The sequence below is a fragment of the Avrilella dinanensis genome (assembly GCF_002807015.1).
Taxonomy (GTDB): Bacteria; Bacteroidota; Bacteroidia; order Flavobacteriales; family Flavobacteriaceae; genus Flavobacterium; species Flavobacterium dinanensis.
On record NZ_NIPO01000001.1, the window covers coordinates 1065714 to 1085993 of the forward strand.

The window sequence follows — 20280 nt, forward strand, 5'->3', positions numbered from 1 at the left end:
TCGGTATGACACAAACAAAAAAACATCATTTTTCGAAACAGCCTTTGTTAATTAGCTACTTCACTAATAAATTTGATACGCATTAACCGTAATTCTTCAATATCATAATCGCCGTCAAATTCATCTAATGCGTCCTGAATAGCGTCACTTTCGGCAGACATAAAGTAGTCGAAAACTTCTTCCTGCTGGTCTTCGTCCAGATATTCTTCAATCCAGTAATCAATGTTTAATTTGGTTCCGGAATACACAATCTGTTCCATTTCTTTCAGTAAATTATCCATATCCAACCCTTTGGCTTTGGCAATATCTTCAAAAGAAAGTTTGCGGTCAACCGACTGAATAACATACAATTTCAGAGAAGAATTTGCCCCCGTTGACTTTACAATCAAATCGTCCGGGCGAATAATATCATTTTCTTCTACATAATTTTTTATCAGTTCAATGAATTCTTTACCATATTTTTTTGCTTTTCCTTCGCTCACTCCATGTACAAAAGACATTTCTTCCAGCGTAATCGGATATTTCAATGCCATATCATCTATGGACGGGTCCTGAAAAATCACATAAGGCGGCAGATTCAATTTCTTAGAAACTTTTTTCCGTAAATCTTTCAGCAGTTTTATCAACACTTCATCAACTACAGAAGACACTTTTACCTGTGAACCTGTATTCTCAGCTGAATTTGTAGCATAATCATGGTCTTCACTCATCATAAACGAGGTCGGCGACTTCAAAAACTGCTCGCCGGCATCGGTAAGTTTCAACACACCGTAACTTTCTATATCTTTGGATATCAACCCAAAAACCAACACCTGCCGAATGAGTGCCATCCAGTATTTATCGGTTTGACCGTCACCCAAACCAAAGAAAGGGTGGGTATCTGTTTTATATGATTTAATAACGGCATTTACCCGCCCGATAAGCGTATTGATGGTTTCTTTAGCTTTATATATCTGCTTGGTTTCCTTGATGACGTTAAGCAGTTTAACCACATCGTCTTTGGCCTCGTGTTGTGGTTTCGGATTGCGGATATTATCGTCCATGTCCCAGCCTTCGCCATTTTTCTCATCAAATTCTTCTCCGAAATAATGCAGCAAAAATTTACGTCTTGACATAGATGTTTCGGCATAAGCTACCACTTCCTGCAACAATGCGTAGCCAATTTCCTGCTCGGCAATGGGTTTACCGGACATGAATTTTTCTAATTTTTCTATATCCTTATAAGAATAGTACGCCAAACAATGCCCTTCTCCTCCATCGCGTCCGGCACGTCCGGTTTCCTGATAATAGCTTTCCAGTGATTTTGGAATATCATGATGGATAACAAACCGCACATCAGGCTTGTCAATCCCCATTCCGAAAGCAATAGTAGCTACCACTACATCTACATCTTCCATCAGAAACATATCCTGATGCTTGGCACGGGTTTTGGCGTCCAGCCCGGCGTGATACGGTACTGCACTAATCCCGTTTACCTGTAAAACCTGAGTAATTTCTTCGACCTTTTTACGGCTCAAACAATATATTACACCCGATTTTCCTTTATGTTGTTTGATAAATTTGATGATGTCTGATTCTATGTTTTTGGTCTTTGGTCTTACCTCATAGTACAGATTAGGGCGGTTGAATGATGCTTTGAATACTTTCGCATCGGGCATTTCCAGATTTTTCAGAATATCTTCCTGTACTTTAGGCGTCGCAGTTGCCGTTAATCCGATAATAGGAATATCGCCTATTTGCCGGACAATATTTCTCAAATTCCGGTATTCCGGTCTGAAATCATGCCCCCATTCCGAGATACAATGTGCTTCGTCAATTGCCATAAAAGACAACGGAACGGTTTGCAGGAACGAAGTATATTCTTCCTTAATCAGTGATTCCGGGGCAACATACAGTAATTTGGTTATTCCGTTTCGGATATCTTCCTTAACCTGGTTAATTTCCGATTTGTTCAACGACGAATTCAAAACGTGAGCCACTCCGTGATGCTCCGAAACGCCTCTTATGGCATCTACCTGATTCTTCATCAGGGCAATCAGCGGGGAAACAACGATTGCCGTTCCTTCCAGAACCAATGCGGGTAATTGGTAACACAGTGATTTCCCACCTCCGGTTGGCATAATCACAAAAGTGTTTTGCCCGGAAATGATTGTTTTGACAACATTTTCCTGTAATCCTCTGAATTGATTAAAACCGAAATGTTTCTTTAATTCCTGATGTAAATCAATTTGTAATGATTTCATTATTTTATTATGCTATTTTCGCTAAATTTGTGGAATATAAATATACGTAATTTCTTTAAAAGAAAACAACTATTAACGATAATTTTGATTTGAATCAAACAGAAAACATTTTAGACACCGCAAAATCTGTGTTATTAGCTGAAAGTAAGTCGATTGAAAATTCAATAAATTTTCTTGACAACCAGTTTGCAGCTGCCGTAGAAGCGATTTATCAGACAAAAGGCAAATTAATTATTACCGGAATCGGCAAAAGTGCCCACATTGCGGAAAAAATTGTTGCCACGCTGAACTCAACCGGAACACCTTCTTATTTCCTTCATGCTGCCGAGGCGGTTCATGGCGACTTAGGTTTGCTTAGCCCGGACGACATTGTGATGTGCATATCAAAAAGCGGAAACAGCCCTGAGATAAAAGTTTTATTGCCTCTGCTGAAAAGAGATGGTAATCAATTAATCGGCATGACTTCCAACCCGAATTCATATCTGGCACAACAGTCTGATTTTGTTGTAAATGCATATATTGAAAACGAAGCCGAACCAAATAATCTCGCACCAACCAATTCTACTACTGTTCAGCTGGCATTGGGCGATGCGATTGCCGTATGCCTGATGAAAATCAGACAGTTTACAGCTGATGATTTTGCCAAATACCACCCGGGCGGTGCTTTGGGTAAAAAATTATTACTGAAAATATCAGCTATTCTGGATAAGGAAAACCAACCGAAAGTCAATTCAAATTCGGATATTCAAAGTGTGATTATCGAAATATCGGGCAAACGTCTGGGTGTTACTGCCGTGTTGGACGGCGATAAACTAACCGGTATTATTACCGACGGCGATATCCGGAGAATGCTACAAAACAATACACAGTTTATGCAACTGAAAGCTAAAGACATTATGACACCAAACCCCAAAACGATCGACACTGACCGTTTGGTTTCTGAGGCTTTGGACATGATGGAAAACCACCAGATTACCCAATTACTGGTAACTGATAACGGAAAATATGCCGGAGTGATACATTTACACGATATTATTAAAGGAGGATTACTATCATGAGCAAAAAGAATTCTACCAAAGAAATGTCTTTTCTCGACCATCTGGAAGATTTGAGATGGGTGCTGATTCGGAGTTCAATAGCTATTATTATTGCTGCCGCAGTCGCATTTACTTTCTCAGATTTTCTTTTTGACACGGTGATATTCGGACCTAAAAAACCGGATTTCATTACTTATCAATGGTTTTGTGATATGGCAACCCGATTCGATTTAGACAAAAGCTTCTGTCAGAAAGAATTACCTTTTGAGTTACAGAACAGGACCATGGAAGGACAATTTTCTGTATTGATATGGACATCAATTACTGCAGGATTTATCTTGGCAACACCATTTATATTATGGGAAGTATGGAAGTTTATCAGTCCGGCGATGTATCAGAATGAAAAAAAATACGCCAGCATTTTCCTTGCTTGCACATCGGTATTATTTTTTCTTGGCGTAGCTTTCGGTTACTTCATTTTAGTGCCACTGTCTATCAATTTTCTATCTGGTATTCAAATAAGTCCGGAAATAAAGAATCAAATTGATATAAATTCGTATATTGGAACCGTAAAAACAACTTCATTAGCTACTGGATTAATTTTTGAATTGCCGGTAATCATATTTTTTCTGGCACATTTAGGGATTGTAAGTACACAAAATCTAAAAGATTTCAGAAGGTATGCCTATGTATTAATATTAATTGTAGCCGCTATTGTTACTCCACCTGACATCATCAGCCAGATTATAGTATCTATCCCGATGATTATTCTATATGAATTAAGCATAATAATTGCGAAAGTAATTACCAAACGCAACCAAGAAAAGAGCCATGAAATTACGAGCCGATAATCTGATAAAAACCTACAAGGGGCGAAAAGTAGTCAAGGGAATATCCGTTGAAGTAAACCAAGGCGAAATTGTTGGTTTGCTTGGCCCGAACGGAGCAGGTAAAACAACCTCTTTCTATATGATTGTAGGATTAGTAAAACCCAATGGCGGAAAAATATTTCTGGATAATATGGAAATCACAGATTTTCCGATGTACAAAAGAGCCCAGAACGGAATTGGTTATTTGGCTCAGGAAGCTTCTGTGTTCAGAAAACTGAGCGTGGAAGATAACATCATGAGTGTTTTACAGCTGACCAAATTATCCAAAAAAGAACAGGAAATGAAACGGGACGAATTGATTGAAGAATTCAGCCTGAATCACATTCGGAAGAACCGCGGAGATTTACTCTCGGGTGGAGAACGACGACGCACAGAGATTGCCCGGGCATTAGCCACCGACCCGAAATTTATTTTGCTTGACGAACCCTTTGCCGGAGTTGATCCCGTTGCCGTGGAAGACATTCAGCGAATTGTTGCCCGATTAAAAAACAAAAACATCGGTATTTTAATTACAGACCACAACGTTCAGGAAACGCTGGCAATTACCGACCAGACTTATCTGATGTTTGAGGGCGGGATTCTAAAAGCCGGTGTTCCGGAAGAACTCGCTGAAGATGAGATGGTAAGAAGAGTTTATTTGGGTCAAAATTTTGAATTACGAAAAAAGAAACTGGAATTTTAAGATATTTTAACATTATGTTTTATACTTTTGCAACTCGCTAATAAATTGTAATTTGGGACAAGAGAAAAATAGAACGTTGGGTTTTCTCTCGAAGAAACGCATGAAAAACCTTGGGTATTTACCCCGGTGGTCTATTCTATTGATAGATATATGTATCGTGTTTTTCTCTGCCATGGCGTGCAACTATCTTCTGGACGGAATAGGTATAGACTCTTATCCTTTCGGACATTCTGCCTTTTTGTTTGCCCTGTTTGTTTTTGTACATATATTGTTTTTCAGAGTTTTCAAAACTTATTCCGGTATTATCCGGCACACCACTTTTGTTGATGCTGTTAATCTTTTCTGGGCAGAATTATCTACGTTAATTACCCTATTTATAATCAACTTTGGTTTAGAACATATTTTTGATAAAAAACTCTTTATGACAACAAGAGTTTTGTTTTATGGAATCATTGCCTATTGTTTATTGTTATTTTTCCGGATAGCAGTCAAAAGTGTATTCGAAAATTATATCAACGTATCACGGGAAAAAGATTTAATCAAAACCGTGATTTATGGTTCTGGAGATAAAGCCATCGCGATAGCCAACGCCATCTTGGCAGAGACTCCACATAAGTTTAAATTAGTTGGTTTTATAGATAATAAATCGGAATCTATCCAAAAAAACAACCGGTTACTGAATCTCCCCTTACTGAATTATAACCGAAAAATTCCGGTTTTAGCCAGAGTTATGGGGGTTAATTCTGTTATCCTTGCCGATGATTCCCTGAATTATGACGAAACGCTTAAAATTGTTGATGACTGCCTGAATTATCATATTAAGGTATATAATCTGCCAGCATTCACAGATATTGAAAACCAAAAACAAGTTACTGCTAGTATCCGGAATATCAAGATAGAGGATTTACTCGACAGAAAACCTATTGTACTCAACAACACCAAAATCAGTGAGCAAATAAATGGAAAAACCGTTATGGTTTCGGGTGGTGCCGGCAGTATTGGCAGTGAAATTGTTTGGCAGTTAAGCAAGTATAATCCGAAAAAAATAATTATACTCGACCAGGCAGAAACCCCACTTCATCAGGTAACACTGGAAATAAAGAAAGATTATCCGGACAATAACACGATTTCTTTAGTAGCGGATATCAGAAACAAACATTTATTAGAACAAATATTTAAAACACATCAGCCTGATGTGATTTATCACGCTGCTGCTTACAAACATGTCCCTTTGATGGAAAACAATCCGGAACAGGCCGTTTTTACCAACGTGATGGGGACAAAAAACCTGGCAGACCTTGCTGTGCAATACGGTACGGAAAGATTTGTTATGGTTTCCACAGACAAAGCTGTTAATCCGAGTAATATCATGGGAGCCAGCAAACGGGTAGCAGAAATGTATGTGCAGTCGCTGGACAAATACCTGAAGAAATCATCGCAGGGCAAAACCAATTTTATTACGACAAGGTTTGGTAATGTATTAGGGTCTAACGGTTCCGTAGTTCCTCTATTTACTAAACAAATTGCAGAAGGCGGCCCCGTTACAATTACACATCCGGATATTATCCGTTATTTTATGACCATTCCCGAAGCTTGTCAATTGGTATTGGAAGCCGGTTCTATGGGAGAAGGCGGAGAAATTTATATCTTTGATATGGGTAAACCGGTCAGAATAATAGATTTAGCTTATAAAATGATTAAATTAGCCGGATTGGTTCCTGATAAAGATATTTCTATCAAAATAGTAGGATTAAGACCCGGAGAAAAATTATACGAAGAATTACTGAAAGATTCTTCGAAAACATTACCTACCTACCATGAAAAAATTATGATTGGCATGGACAAAACCGAAGTTTTTGAAGATATAAGTACTTTGGTTGAAGAATTGATAGAAAAAGCAAGAGAATACAATACACAGGAAATGGTAAAAATGGTAAAACATATTGTACCTGAATATAAAAGTTTAAATTCAATATTCGCAAAATTAGATAATTAATCATGAAAAAGAAAAAATCAATACTGTTATTGGCTATGGTGATTTTTATAGGTTTGACTTTTAGCTCTTGCGTGTCAAGAAAAAAATTCATGCCTTACCAGGAGATAGAAAACCTGCAACCGGAATCGCCTAAAAGTTTTGAAACAGTTTTCCAACCCGATGACATGTTGCTCATTGTTGTTTCTGCTGAAGACCAGGAAATTGCTGAGCCTTATAATGTTTACGGAACTGTTGTATCAAGTGGTGTAGGAGTCGGGCAAAGACAACAGCATACTTATTTGGTAGATGACGAAGGCTATATAGAATTTCCTGTTTTGGGAAGAATCCACGTTGCCGGAAAAACAAAAGCTCAACTGGCAGATTTTTTGAAAAAAGGAATATCAAGAGATATCAAAAATCCGATTATTAACATACGGATTACCAACTATAAGGTTACTGTACATGGCGAAGTAAACCGAGCCGGAGTTCATACTATCGGGTCAGAACGCATCACTCTACCTGAAGCATTAGCCTTGTCCGGAGATATGACTATCTACGGAAACCGCCAAAAAGTATTGGTCATGAGAGAAGAAAACGGCATAAGAAAGAGCAGCTATGTAGATATTACCAATGCCGATTTTATGAATTCAGATTTCTACTATCTCAAACAAAATGACATCGTTTTTGTAGAACAAAACAACGTCCGAAAAAACTCAGCAGCAGTAGGACCTAACATATCAACTATGTTTAGTGCTATTTCACTATTGGTTTCTATCATCACACTTGGTATCAGAATTAACAATTAAAATGATTTAAATGGATAATTATTCATTCGACAATAAAGAAGAAAATATAAATATTAAAGAAGAAATCTTTAAGTATATCATACATTGGAGATGGTTTGTTTTAAGCGGTTTTGTTGCCCTTGTCATCGCTTTTCTTTATCTGAGGTATGCTGAAAATAAATACCAGTCGCAAACAACCATATTAATCAAAGATGACAAATCTCAGAACAACCAACTCATGGCTTTTTCTGAACTCGACATTTTTGGCGGAGGTAAAGTTATTGATAATGAAATCGAAGTATTAAAGTCGAGAACACTCAGCGAAATTACCGTCGATTCATTAGACCTGAACATTAGCTACTACACAGAAGGAAATATCAAAAAGACTGAAATTTACAGTGAAACACCTATCAAGGTAATTGATGTTAAAGGGCTTGATTCTGAAAAATTTAAATCTCAATACTATTCCGTTAAATTTACTGACAAAGGATACCATATCAAAAGTGAAAATAGCGGTGATTTAGGTGAATATCAATTCGGACAAAAAGTTAAAAGTGACAGCATTTCTTTTGCTATTGTTCGTAACAACCTCAAAACTACAGAAGAACTCAAAGAAAGTGCAACCATCGGTATTGATATCAAGTCGAGAGAACAAACAGTAGAAGATCTAAGAAACAGTCTTTCCATCGAGCCTACAAGTAAAACCGCCAATGTACTCAGATTATCTGTTATTTTACCGAACAGTGAAAAAGGTTCCGATTACCTCAATCATTTGGTTGCCATATATAATGAGCAATCTATTTTTGAAAAAAGGATAGTTTCTAAAAACACAGCTGATTTCATTTCCAATCGTCTGGATATCATTGCTGTAGAGTTGGGTGATGTAGAAAAAGATGTTGAGCAATATAAAAACATCAACCAAATCGCTGACTTGGAAACAGAAGTCAGACTTTCTTTGCAAAAACTCAATGAGTTTCAAAAATCTGTTATTGAGAATGAAGTTCAGATAAAAATCACGCAAGATTTAATTAACTACCTGAAATCCAGCGAACCATACGATTTAATACCCGCTAATTATGCACAGGGTAACATCGTTGTTGATGAAATAAACAAAATGATTATTGAGCGAGACAGATTATTAAGTTCTCCTCGCGGAGCTACCGAAAATAATCCAAGAATCGTTCAGGCAGGGGTTCAAATCACTGAGTTGAAAGCAAATGTGTTGAACAGTTTAAATCAACAACTTTCCAATCTTAAAATCACACGCAATGATTTAAAGCAGAAAGAGAATGAAATCAACACAAAAATAGCCCAGACACCGAGACAGGAAAGAGAATTCAGAATCATTGACCGTCAGCAAAAAGTCAAGGAAGCTTTATATCTTTACCTGTTACAAAAGCGGGAAGAAACGAATATTACCATGGCAGCTACTGAGCTAAATGCAAAAGTAATAGACGTTGCTATCCCGGTTACTAAAGCAGTTTCTCCCAAAAAGATGATTATACTATTGGCAGCTGTGATTCTGGGACTACTTATTCCGTTTATTGTTATTTACGTAATTAACCTGTTAGATACAAAAATAAAAACAAGGCTGGATATTGAAGGTAAAACACCTATTCCGTTTTTGGGAGATGTACCTACCTCCGAAACTCCTAATGAGCTCATAGACATCAACAGTCGCTCAAGTAGTGCCGAAGCAATGAGAATCGTCCGGACAAACCTGGAATTTATGTTACACAAACAGGAAGGCAAGTCTAAAACGATTTTCCTTACCTCAACATTCTCCGGCGAAGGAAAAACATTTGTGTCCGTTAATCTCGCTGCTACAATTGCATTATCCGGAAAAAGAACCATCTTGGTAGGAACGGATTTAAGAAACCCGAGAATATCAGATTATATTCCAAGCCCGGAAAGAGGAGTAAGTAATTACTTAACGAACAATGACGCTTCAATTGAAGATTTTATTACAAAAATTGACAAATTCAATGATTTCCATGTACTGACTGCCGGGTCTATTCCACCAAATCCGGCTGAATTACTGATGAGTAGTAAAGTTGATGAAATGTTTGCTTATTTAAAAGCGAATTATGACTATATCATTGTGGATACCGCCCCTGTCAGCCTAGTGACCGATACACTGTTAATCGCAAAACATGCAGATAGTTTTATTTATGTAATCAGAGCTAATAAACTGGATAAGAAAATGCTGGAAATTCCGGAAAGTTTACATAGAGATAGCAAATTACCAAATATGTCTATCCTGCTCAACGATACTGATTCTACCAAAGGTTATGGGTATGGGTACGGATATGGTCAGAACATAGCAGATAACAGACCGTTGTGGAAGAAACTTTTAGGAATAAGAAAATAACCTACAGGCATATCATTAATATTCGCCATAAATTCATAGAAATTTATGGCGTTTTTTTTAGCAAATAATTGATTATTTCCGAAAGATTCAATGGTAAACTCCATACATTGGCATTGTCACTAATCAATTATCCGATGATGGTAAAAGACGATTGATTGTCCACAACGTAGGCAATGGTCAAATATTAAAAGTTTATCTTTTCAAATATAGCATTACCGGGCATTTTGTATATGAAAAATAAAAGAGCAATCGATAATCGATTGCCCTTTTTATATATAAATTGTAGATTGATTTACTTTTTTCTTGTCAGCACTTTTTTTGTTTTTTCAACAATTGCTTGTGCATTTAAACCGTATTTATTCATTAAATCAGTTGGATTTCCTGACTCTCCAAATTGATCATTTACTGCTACAAATTCCTGCGGTGCCGGCAACTCTCTTGACAATAGTCCAGAAATGCTTTCGCCCAATCCGCCCAAATAATTGTGTTCTTCAGCTGTTACCACGCAACCTGTTTTAGTTACCGATTGTAAAATTGCTGCTTCGTCCAAAGGCTTTATCGTATGAATATTGATTACTTCGGCTGAAATCCCCTCTTTTTCTAAAGTTTCAGCCGCTTGCAAAGCTTCCCAAACCAGATGCCCTGTTGCGACAAGGGTAACATCAGTTCCTTCGTTCAGAATGACGGCTTTTCCTATCTCAAATTTTTGATTTTCAGGTGTAAAATTAGCCACCGACGGGCGACCAAAACGCAAGTAAACAGGACCTTCATAATCTGCTATTGCAATAGTTGCCGCTTTAGTCTGGTTGTAATCACAAGGGTTGATAACGACCATTCCCGGCAGCATTTTCATCAAACCGATATCTTCCAGAATCTGGTGTGTGGCTCCGTCTTCGCCTAAAGTCAAACCGGCATGCGAGGCACAAATTTTCACGTTTTTTTCCGCATAAGCTACCGACTGGCGAATCTGGTCGTAAACTCTTCCGGTTGAAAAGTTAGCAAATGTTCCGGTAAACGGGATTTTTCCGCCAATAGTCATTCCGGCAGCCATACCAATCATATTGGCCTCGGCAATTCCTACCTGAAAGAAACGTTCGGGGTGGTTTTCTTTGAATTCGTCCATTTTGAGCGATCCGGTTAAATCGGCACAAAGTGCTACCACATTTGGATTGGTTTTACCTAATTCGGTTAATCCGGCTCCAAATCCGGAGCGAGTGTCTTTATTTCCTGTATTTTGGTGTGTTTTCATCTTTTTAATCTAAATTTTTCAAGAATTCTACAAGTAATTTCTTATCGTTCTTAGACAAGTTGTTTCTCATTTTTTCGATTTCCAGCAAGCTTTTACGCATACTATTGATTGTTCCGTAGTAATCTACACTACCTCCGTTCTGATAGAGATACAAATCACAAATCTGTCCGGCAAAATTGTGAACATGGTTTTTTAAATCCTTATTTTTAAAATCAGGGATTTTGTTTTTTAAATCATCGCAATAGTCCGGGGCGTTTTGCTTTAATTCCTTACCGCTCAAGAGGTCATAAGCCAAAGAAATATCAGCTACATCAATATCTTTGTATTGCGATTGATATTTTGTGTAATAATTATAGTCGTAATCGGCATAAACGACGGAATCTGCTGCTGCTACGGCGTAATCTGCGTAATAATCTGTAGTATTTTCAACTTCGGGCAATGCTTCCGGCTCAAATTTTTCCGCTTCTTTAATCTTATCGGTAAAGAAATCGTTCAAAGTTTTCTTTTCTTCAGAGGTAATAAGTTTTGAAGAAGATAAATCCTTCACTAAGTTTTTGGTATTTTTTTTAAAGAATTTTAAAACCTGCTCACGAGTATATTTAGCCTCTGACTTATTGTAACTATATTCTTCGGTATTATACAAAAGGTTGGCAGTGACACCATAAACAGGATATACATAGTTATACAAGGTATAATCATTTAATGTACCATAGCTGTAAAGCGGGTCGTTGTATATTGCATTCCGGCTTTCATACTCTGAATAGTCGTATGCCTCCACCACATCATCTGAATAAGATTCCGCAATATCAACAGAAGGTTCCTGTTCTGTTTTATACTCCTCAATATCCGCAAGCATTTTATCGGTATTAAAATCTAATACCAAATTTGTGTTTTCAACTGATTGATATGTCATATTAAAGCTTCCGTCTCTGGATTCCTCTACCGACACAATCAAGCCTTCAATACCTGTTCCGGGGAATAAAATATTGGCATTATTTATTTCATTATCTTCGTCTATACAAAAGCAAAATTCGGGCTCTTCATCTTGTTTATTTACCGAGTAAGCACCATAATATTGGCAATCTATCCCATCAAAACTCCCTTTACGATCCATTTTGGAAACTGTTTTATTGTTGGGAATTAATTTAGAAGCCGAGTAAATTGAGTAGGAAACCGCCTTGGAAATACCGCTTACTGTGATAGGAATCATCCACTCATCTTTGACAAAGAGATTAGTTTCTGTAGTAGAATCACTAAAAAACTCTTTATAATAAATTGATATTAAACTTTCTGTCTTATTTTTTCCAATATAATGATTATAACTTATATTATTATAATCTTCATAGTACGGCGACAAAGAGTCTTTCAGGTTTATTTTGTAGGTCAGTTTCTGAGTAAATTCTACCTGTTTGGTCTGAGCCAAAGCCGAAACAGAAATTAAGCTAATTACTACATAAAATAATTTTCTCATAAAAAAGTTAATTTAGTAATCACCCAATGTTTCCTTATTCTGACTCAAAGCATTTTCCAACTGTTCATTATTTGGTGCTTTTCCGTGCCAGGCATGGGTATGCATCATATAATCTACTCCATTACCCATTTCGGTATGCAACAACACCATCACAGGTTTTCCTTTTTTCGCTGCCGCTTTGGCTGAGCTCATTCCATCAATAATTGCCGAAATATTATTTCCTTGCTCAATTTCCAACACGTGCCAACCAAAAGCTTCGAATTTTGCCCGTAAACTTCCCATCGGAAGTACCTCGTCGGTGGCACCGTCAATTTGTTTTCCGTTCAAATCTATTGTCGCAATGAGGTTATCAACCTTATTTGCCGCAGCATACATCAACGCTTCCCAGTTTTGACCTTCCTGCAATTCGCCGTCGCCCATCAGAACATATACAAAATTTTCGTCCTGATTCAGTTTCTTAGTCAATGCAGCACCGATTCCGACAGAAAGTCCCTGCCCTAATGAACCTGAAGCCATTCTAACACCCGGCAAATGCGAATGTGTAGTCGGGTGTCCTTGCAAACGGGAATCTATTTTACGGAATGTTGCCAGTTCACTTACCGGAAAATATCCGCTGCGAGCCAGCACGCTGTAAAAAACCGGAGAAATATGCCCGTTAGACAAAAAGAAAATATCTTCGTCCTGACCGTCCATGTCAAAACCTTCTTTTCTTTTCATAATATGCTGATACATCGCCACGAAAAATTCAGCACACCCTAAGGAACCTCCCGGGTGACCTGAGTTTACGGCGTGTACCATACGTAAAATATCTCTGCGAACCTGTACTGTTAGTTCTTCTAATTGAGGAATGTTTGCGTTCATTGTCTGCTTTGTTTTTGCAAATATAAAGTAATATTATCAGTTAATTATGAACCTGCGTCCAAATCGAGGTCAAACATTTTTTTCAGGGTTTCCATGTTTGGATTCAACTCTTTGAAATAATTGAATTTATCCTCGATAGTGAATGCTTTTTTTATGGTAATAGTTTCATTTACTTCTACCTTGATTTGCAGGGCGTAATTATTCAACTTCTTACGCAAACCGTTAGTCAAATCATAGATATTTTCTTCAAAACTGATTTTAGACCCCTGATTGGGCAGTTCAATCGTTATGGTGTTTCCATCTATCTTGGGTTCAACCATATTCATGATGGAAGACATGAGCATTCGTCCGGTTTTGGTAAACCTGTCTGCATATTCTTTCCATAAATCCAAAACCTGCTCGGTAGTGAATTGGTCTTCGGGCAAGTCTTTTTCTTCTGTATGATTTTTTTTGAGTTCCTGTTCAATCTGCTTGCGGTATTTCACGCTTTTCAGTGACAATGCCGGCAAAGCTCCGCTCAAACGATTGTCTGTTTGCGGTTTTTCAACCACAGTCTGCGGTTCGGCTACTTCAGGCGAAGTTGTCCTGACTACTTCGGGTAGCTTTACCTCAATGTCTTTAATGGTCGGTTGAACAAAGAATGAAGGTGGAATCAGGAATAATTCAGCTTTTTTTTTTTCAGCCTCCGGGTGGGTAACGGAAGCTAACTGCATCAGGCATAATTCAACCAGCAACCGTTGGTTTTGGCTGTTTTTGTAGCTCAATTCAGTGCGGTTGGCAATGTCAATAGCCCGGACTAACTGCTCGTGACTGAATTGGTTTGCCTGTTCAACAAAACGTTGCTGACTTTGCTCACTAACCTGTAACAATCTAGCTGTTTCGGGTCTTTTGCTTACCATCAGATTTCTGAAATGCGATGCCAGGCCAATAACAAAATGATGTCCGTCGAAACCTTTTGCTAAAACCTCATCAAACTCCAGCAAAAGCTGTGGGATATTGTTGGTTGCAATGAGGTTAGTCACATTGAGATAATATTCAAAATCCAGGACATTCAGGTTTTCTGCCACTGCCTGCCGGGTCAGATGATTACCGCAATAAGACACTACACGGTCGAATATCGACAAAGCGTCACGCATGGCTCCGTCTGCTTTCTGGGCAATAATCTGCAAAGCATCTTCCTCAAAAGTAATGTACTGGCTTTCGGCTACTTGAATCAAATGATTTTTGGCGTCCTGAATGGTTATTCTTTTAAAATCAAAAATCTGACATCTCGATAAAATTGTCGGGATAATTTTGTGCTTTTCAGTGGTTGCCAGAATAAAAATAACGTGCTGAGGCGGTTCTTCCAAAGTTTTCAGAAAAGCATTGAAAGCTGCATTGGACAGCATGTGTACCTCATCAATGATATATACTTTGTATTTTCCGGTTTGCGGCGGAATTCTTACCTGGTCAATCAAATTTCGGATATCATCGACCGAGTTATTTGAAGCGGCGTCCAGCTCAAAAATATTGAAAGAAAAATCTTCATTCGGGTCGTCATAACCCGGTTGATTGATTTTTCTTGCTAAAATACGGGCACAAGTCGTTTTTCCGACTCCTCTCGGACCTGTAAACAGCAATGCCTGAGCCAAATGATTGTTCTCAATAGCATTATTCAAAGTATTGGTAATTACCTCCTGACCTACTACATCTGCAAAGGTTTGAGGTCGGTATTTACGTGCCGAAACTATAAATTGCTCCATATCCTATAATAAGCTACAAATATAAGATTTTTAATCTATTTATTCCGGATAATAACCGGAATCTCCTAATTTTTCTCGCCAGGAATTCTGTAATTTTTCCAAATCGCTGTACAAAGCAGGTGGGCGATAGTTTATTCTTTTTTCTTCTTTCAGCTCTTGCAGGATTTGTTCAATGTAAAAGTCTTCGAGCGTTTCTGCCGGATTATACTTGGTTTTGAGGTTAATATCAAACAATTTCGCAGTTTGATTCGACCAGAATGCTGACCAGCCACTTTTGAATTCTTTAACCAAATCGAAAGTGGTTTTCCCGGTTTGTCGGTTAATCAGCTTTACCAATATCTGACCGTCTTGTCTTGATAGCTTTTTCAATCGTTCTTCAAACTGGTCTGTTAGATATTGTTCTGACCTTTTGATATAGGCTTTTCTTCTTTTTTTAGTATCCATTTTTGCCAGATTCTCATTCAGCGTAGTCAGATTATCTGATGTAGCTACTACGTATGGATAAACCCGGAGAATTCTACGTTTGAGGATATTCATGGTTTTAACACGCTCTATTTCTTCTTTGGAAAAATTAATAAATAATTCTTCCAAAACATATTCTACTTCCTCATCTCCATATTGATTGATGGTTACTGAAAGTGTATCGGCATATTTTTCCCAATCATTGACCTGGGCATTAACACAAACGCTAAACAGGATTAATATTAAAAAATATTTCTTCATAAGTAATTAGTTCCTTTCATCAAAATTACTAAATATTAATCAAATATCGTGCAAAAACATAAAACAGTAAAGGCTGCCTAAAAGACAGCCTTCACATAACTCAAATTAATTTAATTATTGTTTTATTACTTTATATTCTGCGTTTTGTCCGTCAACAGTTTGCAATCTGAAAATATATACACCTGCTGGTTGAGCCGATAAATCTACTGAATTATCTGCCCCGTTGGTGGTCAATATTCTCTGTCCTAAATTGTTGTACACCTCAATGGTTTGTAGATTCAAATCCGTATCAATATATATCAAATCACGTGTTGGATTAGGGTATAATTTAACCTGATTTCGGTCGAATTGTCCGGTGCTTGCAGGAACTATCCACTTGATGTTATCCAATTTTAGCAATTTGTGTCCGCCGTTGTGTACATATTTAATCGCTACGTATTTGTGACCTTCTACAGATGAAACCAATTGTGATGTGTAAACACCTACTGAGGTATCAACCGCGTCTTCGGCTACCACAAAAGTGCTAACATCTGATGGGTCTGACATGGTTCCTATTTGTAATGTTGTGCCCGGTTGTGTGAATGAAATCACTTCATAACTTACGCTGTGAGCTCCGTCAATACTTACCATTTCCGGTGAAATAATGTAAACTTCTTCTTCGGCAAATCCGCTGTACACTTGTAACATTTTATTTGAATCTTCTTCTATTACTGTAAATGTATGTTCGGAAGAATCATTGCTACTCCAACAATTTGCCGGGAAGTTTTCAAAATCATCAAAGGTTACATCGAATGTTTCAATGGCTTCACATTCCGGCTCAACAGGTGTTTCTTCTATATTTACAACCACTTCGATTTCGCCATATTTGGTTTCATCTTCCACAGAAGTGGCACGAATAATAGCTGTTCCGTTAGCAATAGCTGTTACTAATCCATTTTCATCAACCGAAACAAATTCTGTTCCTTCTTCAACAGACCAAGTCACAGCTTGACTAACATCAGAAGGAGTTACTGTTGCAACGAGTTGTAGAGTTCCGTTTTCAGTAGTTATCTCAGCAGGAATATTGTCTTGGGTAGTGACTTCAACTGTTGTTATTCCTATTGCTCCTTCAATGACTTGCAGATTGTAATCTATACCTACACCATAAGAATCTATTGTCCCACAAGGAGTGAGGTTATTTGGTGCAGAGTTTGGAAATTGCATTATCACACGCAAACGATAAATACCTACCGGAGTATTTTCCGGAACAGTAAAATTAAAAGTACCTTCTCCGGAAGAAGCCATTCCACTATTGATATAACCAATTTCTTCTTCGTCATCAAACTGACCATTCTGGTTATAATCCACCCAGGCACGAACATTTATAAAATGTGGGTCTTGCCAATCTGTGTGAAAGTTTAAATCATAAGCACTTCCCGGAAGAAGGTCAGCAGAAGGTTCATCGGTATAATTTGCATATCCGTTTTCATCGTAAGTAATAGCGTCAATATTCCAGGTTATTGTCTCTCCTGTCAAAGATATTTGGTTCAATATGACACCTGCAGATGAAGATGGGTAGAAGAAGTTAGGAACACAATATTCAGACTCGGTAGCTTCTAAAATATTGATAGTATATTCTTCTACCTGTCCGCTTCTTAAATCTTCTGCACATGCATCAACAATTGTGTTTGGTGCTTCGTCATCAGAATAGGCAGCAACATTGGAATTTTTGATAATTCTCATTATTGTTTCACCATTCAAAGCTGTTTCAGGAATGGTTATGGTTGTGGTTACCGTATTTGCATTAGCCGGATTAGCTGCGGCCAACCTACCTACATAGAAGAATTCAGTATCCTGGTCAAAAACACCATCTTGGTTAAAATCGATATAAGCGACTACGTCACTAGGGAATGTAGATGCAGGTCCTTTCACAGACAATTCATAATCAGAACCAGCCTGTACTTCGGTACTAATGTCAGTAAAATCCTCATACTGTGGCATGGTACCTGATTGGAATGGAGAAGTATTGTTAATCGTATTAAAAATTACCTGAGTTATCATCTCCCCATCTGCATTGTACTCAAAGACAGGATAACATGTGCCCTCTGAAATATTTAACGTATAGTCTTCTACTTGTCCAAAGATAAACGGGTTACTACAAGGTGCCGGAGAAGGTGCGTTGTAATTTTTTACCACCCGCATTCTGATTTCACCAGTTACAGCATCTGTAGGAATATTTACGGTATAAGAAACTTCAACACCGTCTTCTCCTGTACTGTTTATCAGCGACATTCCGTGTTGATGCTTTTCTTTTTGATTAGTCCATTGTTGTTGCTCTTCAATAGTAGCAGGAGTACTGTTAGAAAACACGCCATCTCCATTCCAATCAAAATATACCGTAATATAATCTGTATTATTACCATCGGTATTTCCTTTCACTTTTAATGTATAGGTTTCACCCTTATTAACCGTTACTACTGTGGAAGAGAAATCTTCGTAACGTGGCGTATCTGTAGATACCAAAGCAGATGTAGGATTATTAATCGCACCATCTGCATTTTCCTCAACCCCAAACTGAACCAAAGTAACAGGTCGGGTAGGTTCATTTACCGCCCAACCCGACCATTCGGGTTCGCAGTAATCTTGTGCATGTAACTGCATGCCAAACGCTGCCAAAAACAGCGTTTTAAACATAATTTTTTTGTTCATGATTTGAAAAATTTAGATTGCTTCTCAGCGGCAAATATAATTACTATTTAGATTTAATTAAAATAATATTTAGAATAATTATAAACAAAATACTCCAAATCATGTATTAGACTGTATTTCATCAATTTACAAAAATAAAAAAGTGATGAATTTAAAAACTCATCACTATATAACTTAGGAAAATAAATTTTGAAGATTTTATTCTCGGTTTGGCGTACGGTAAGGTCTGAATATTACTCTGGATTCACGGTCAAATACAAAATAATTGTATATCCAACTCCAAAGAACAATAGCTTTATTTTTGAATCCGATTAATGAAATCAAATGGATAAACATCCAGATAAACCAGGCAAAAACTCCATGGAAATGTGATTTAGGCAAATCCACCACCGCTTTGTTCCGCCCGATGGTTGCCATCGAACCTTTGTCTTTATATTTGAATGCCTTTAACGCCTTGTTTTGCTCCAGTCTTTCTAAATTTTCGGCAAGCAATTTCCCCTGCTGAATGGCGGGCTGTGCCATCATCGGGTGTCCGTACTGGTATTTTTCGCCATACATCGCCGCCACATCACCAATGGCAAAAACATCTGAAAAGCCCTCTACCTGATTGTGCGGATTTACTTTAATTCTTGAAGCTCTGTCAACTGTCTCTGCCAAACCATCAACGGTGTTTCCTTTTACTCCGGCAGACCATATTACGGATTTGGAATAAAACTTTTGTCCATCATGCGTTTCAACCATTTCCCCGTCATAGTTGGTTACACGAACATTTTTGTGTACAACCACGCCCAGATTATGCAGATACTTTTCTGCCGCCTCAGACGATTTTTCGCTCATAGCGTCCAGCACTCTGTCTGCTCCCTGAATCAGGTTAATCTGCATGAGATTTATCACGTCCAAATCGGGATAATCTTTCGGGAAAACCGCTTTTTTCATTTCTGCCAAAGCTCCTGCCAGCTCCACACCTGTCGGTCCTCCTCCTACAATAACGAAGTTTAACAGCGTTTTCTGTTTTTCGACATCATTGGTTTGTAAAGCCAATTCAAAACTTTCCAGTAATATACTCCGTACTTTGAGTGCCTGAGGAATGCTTTTCATGACCAAACTGTTTTTTTCGACTTCAGCATTTCCGAAGAAATTATTCTCGGAACCGGTAGCAATAACCACATAGTCATAATAGATTGTCCCTACATCGGTAACTACTTTTTTGTTTTCAGTATCAATTTTTTCCACCATTGCCATTCGGAAGTAAGCCTCTTTCCTGTCCTGCATCACTTTGCGGATAGGATAGGTAATGGAACTCGCCTCTAAACCACTGGTTGCCACCTGGTACATCAACGGCTGGAAGTTATGATAATTGTGCTTATCTATCAGCACTACCTGAAAAGCTTTGTTTTTCAATTGATTAAAAAGAGAAAGCCCTCCAAAACCTCCTCCGATAATCACAACTCTCGGGTTTACCGAATCTGGAATATTCATCATAACTCAAACTGTTTTTTTTAACCATGCAAAGTTACTAATATGTCGCGGATAATAACCGAATGTTAAAAGAGATTTAGGATA

At 37.8% G+C, this 20280-nt stretch carries 15 protein-coding genes; 7 read left to right on the forward strand and 8 right to left on the reverse strand.

Features of this window, described 5'->3' with window-relative positions:
* Positions 1 to 47: 47 nt before the first annotated feature.
* The gene (gene recQ, locus CDL10_RS05015) at positions 48 to 2243 is read right to left on the reverse strand and encodes a DNA helicase RecQ (RefSeq protein ID WP_100677525.1); all 2196 of its coding nucleotides are present in this window, start codon (positions 2241 to 2243) and stop codon (positions 48 to 50) included.
* Positions 2244 to 2332: 89 nt separating this feature from the next.
* On the opposite strand from recQ, the gene CDL10_RS05020 reads away from it, so the two are divergent.
* From CDL10_RS05020 to CDL10_RS11355, 7 genes are all read left to right on the forward strand, one after another.
* Positions 2333 to 3301: a KpsF/GutQ family sugar-phosphate isomerase gene (locus CDL10_RS05020; protein WP_100677526.1), complete on the forward strand. Its 969-nt coding sequence runs from the start codon at positions 2333 to 2335 to the stop codon at positions 3299 to 3301.
* Positions 3298 to 4131, forward strand: coding sequence for a twin-arginine translocase subunit TatC (tatC, locus tag CDL10_RS05025; RefSeq protein WP_100677527.1), 834 nt, complete (start codon positions 3298 to 3300; stop codon positions 4129 to 4131). The genes CDL10_RS05020 and tatC overlap by 4 nt, the downstream gene beginning before the upstream one ends.
* On the forward strand, positions 4112 to 4852 hold the full coding sequence (gene lptB / locus CDL10_RS05030) for an LPS export ABC transporter ATP-binding protein (RefSeq protein ID WP_100677528.1): 741 nt from the start codon (positions 4112 to 4114) through the stop codon (positions 4850 to 4852). Before tatC ends, lptB begins: the two co-directional genes overlap by 20 nt.
* Before the next feature lie 100 nt (positions 4853 to 4952).
* Positions 4953 to 6848, forward strand: a complete 1896-nt coding sequence (locus CDL10_RS05035) for a polysaccharide biosynthesis protein (protein WP_100678649.1) — start codon at positions 4953 to 4955, stop codon at positions 6846 to 6848.
* Positions 6849 to 6850: 2 nt separating this feature from the next.
* Positions 6851 to 7633 carry a polysaccharide biosynthesis/export family protein gene (locus CDL10_RS05040; protein ID WP_100677529.1) on the forward strand — a complete coding sequence of 261 codons (783 nt, stop codon included), beginning with the start codon at positions 6851 to 6853 and terminating at the stop codon, positions 7631 to 7633.
* A gap of 10 nt (positions 7634 to 7643) precedes the next feature.
* Positions 7644 to 9983 carry a GumC family protein gene (locus CDL10_RS05045; protein ID WP_100677530.1) on the forward strand — a complete coding sequence of 780 codons (2340 nt, stop codon included), beginning with the start codon at positions 7644 to 7646 and terminating at the stop codon, positions 9981 to 9983.
* A gap of 112 nt (positions 9984 to 10095) precedes the next feature.
* A complete protein-coding gene (locus CDL10_RS11355) occupies positions 10096 to 10224 on the forward strand; it encodes a hypothetical protein (protein WP_394363834.1) in 129 nt (42 codons plus the stop codon).
* A gap of 51 nt (positions 10225 to 10275) precedes the next feature.
* Here CDL10_RS11355 and CDL10_RS05050 read toward each other — a convergent pair whose 3' ends face one another.
* The 7 genes from CDL10_RS05050 to CDL10_RS05080 all read right to left on the reverse strand — a co-directional run bounded on the left by CDL10_RS05050 (position 10276) and on the right by CDL10_RS05080 (position 20199).
* Entirely contained in the window at positions 10276 to 11232 is a 957-nt protein-coding gene (locus CDL10_RS05050) for a transketolase family protein (protein ID WP_100677531.1), read from the reverse strand.
* A 4-nt stretch (positions 11233 to 11236) separates the two neighbouring features.
* Positions 11237 to 12703 (reverse strand): hypothetical protein, encoded by a 1467-nt coding sequence (locus CDL10_RS05055; RefSeq protein ID WP_100677532.1) that lies wholly within the window; start codon positions 12701 to 12703, stop codon positions 11237 to 11239.
* A gap of 12 nt (positions 12704 to 12715) precedes the next feature.
* The gene (locus CDL10_RS05060) at positions 12716 to 13564 is read right to left on the reverse strand and encodes a transketolase (RefSeq protein WP_100677533.1); all 849 of its coding nucleotides are present in this window, start codon (positions 13562 to 13564) and stop codon (positions 12716 to 12718) included.
* Positions 13565 to 13608: 44 nt separating this feature from the next.
* Positions 13609 to 15306, reverse strand: coding sequence for a DNA polymerase III subunit gamma/tau (gene dnaX, locus CDL10_RS05065; RefSeq protein WP_100677534.1), 1698 nt, complete (start codon positions 15304 to 15306; stop codon positions 13609 to 13611).
* A 39-nt stretch (positions 15307 to 15345) separates the two neighbouring features.
* Complete coding sequence (locus CDL10_RS05070) at positions 15346 to 16029, reverse strand: DUF4294 domain-containing protein (RefSeq protein ID WP_100677535.1); 684 nt, start codon at positions 16027 to 16029, stop codon at positions 15346 to 15348.
* Between the two features lie 114 nt (positions 16030 to 16143).
* Positions 16144 to 18717, reverse strand: coding sequence for a GEVED domain-containing protein (locus tag CDL10_RS05075; protein WP_100677536.1), 2574 nt, complete (start codon positions 18715 to 18717; stop codon positions 16144 to 16146).
* Positions 18718 to 18915: 198 nt separating this feature from the next.
* A complete protein-coding gene (locus CDL10_RS05080; protein ID WP_165772985.1) occupies positions 18916 to 20199 on the reverse strand; it encodes an NAD(P)/FAD-dependent oxidoreductase in 1284 nt (427 codons plus the stop codon).
* Positions 20200 to 20280: the final 81 nt, after the last annotated feature.

What these genes read in the sequence shown, in the direction of transcription:
- recQ (WP_100677525.1), bottom strand. Translation starts at nt 2,243, where the DNA reads ATGAAATCATTACAAATTGATTTACATCAGGAATTAAAGAAACATTTC.
- CDL10_RS05050 (WP_100677531.1), bottom strand. Translation starts at nt 11,232, where the DNA reads ATGAAAACACACCAAAATACAGGAAATAAAGACACTCGCTCCGGATTT.
- CDL10_RS05045 (WP_100677530.1), top strand. Translation starts at nt 7,644, where the DNA reads ATGGATAATTATTCATTCGACAATAAAGAAGAAAATATAAATATTAAA.
- CDL10_RS05040 (WP_100677529.1), top strand. Translation starts at nt 6,851, where the DNA reads ATGAAAAAGAAAAAATCAATACTGTTATTGGCTATGGTGATTTTTATA.
- lptB (WP_100677528.1), top strand. Translation starts at nt 4,112, where the DNA reads ATGAAATTACGAGCCGATAATCTGATAAAAACCTACAAGGGGCGAAAA.
- CDL10_RS05070 (WP_100677535.1), bottom strand. Translation starts at nt 16,029, where the DNA reads ATGAAGAAATATTTTTTAATATTAATCCTGTTTAGCGTTTGTGTTAAT.
- CDL10_RS05075 (WP_100677536.1), bottom strand. Translation starts at nt 18,717, where the DNA reads ATGAACAAAAAAATTATGTTTAAAACGCTGTTTTTGGCAGCGTTTGGC.
- tatC (WP_100677527.1), top strand. Translation starts at nt 3,298, where the DNA reads ATGAGCAAAAAGAATTCTACCAAAGAAATGTCTTTTCTCGACCATCTG.
- CDL10_RS05055 (WP_100677532.1), bottom strand. Translation starts at nt 12,703, where the DNA reads ATGAGAAAATTATTTTATGTAGTAATTAGCTTAATTTCTGTTTCGGCT.
- dnaX (WP_100677534.1), bottom strand. Translation starts at nt 15,306, where the DNA reads ATGGAGCAATTTATAGTTTCGGCACGTAAATACCGACCTCAAACCTTT.
- CDL10_RS05060 (WP_100677533.1), bottom strand. Translation starts at nt 13,564, where the DNA reads ATGAACGCAAACATTCCTCAATTAGAAGAACTAACAGTACAGGTTCGC.
- CDL10_RS05080 (WP_165772985.1), bottom strand. Translation starts at nt 20,199, where the DNA reads ATGATGAATATTCCAGATTCGGTAAACCCGAGAGTTGTGATTATCGGA.
- CDL10_RS05035 (WP_100678649.1), top strand. Translation starts at nt 4,953, where the DNA reads ATGAAAAACCTTGGGTATTTACCCCGGTGGTCTATTCTATTGATAGAT.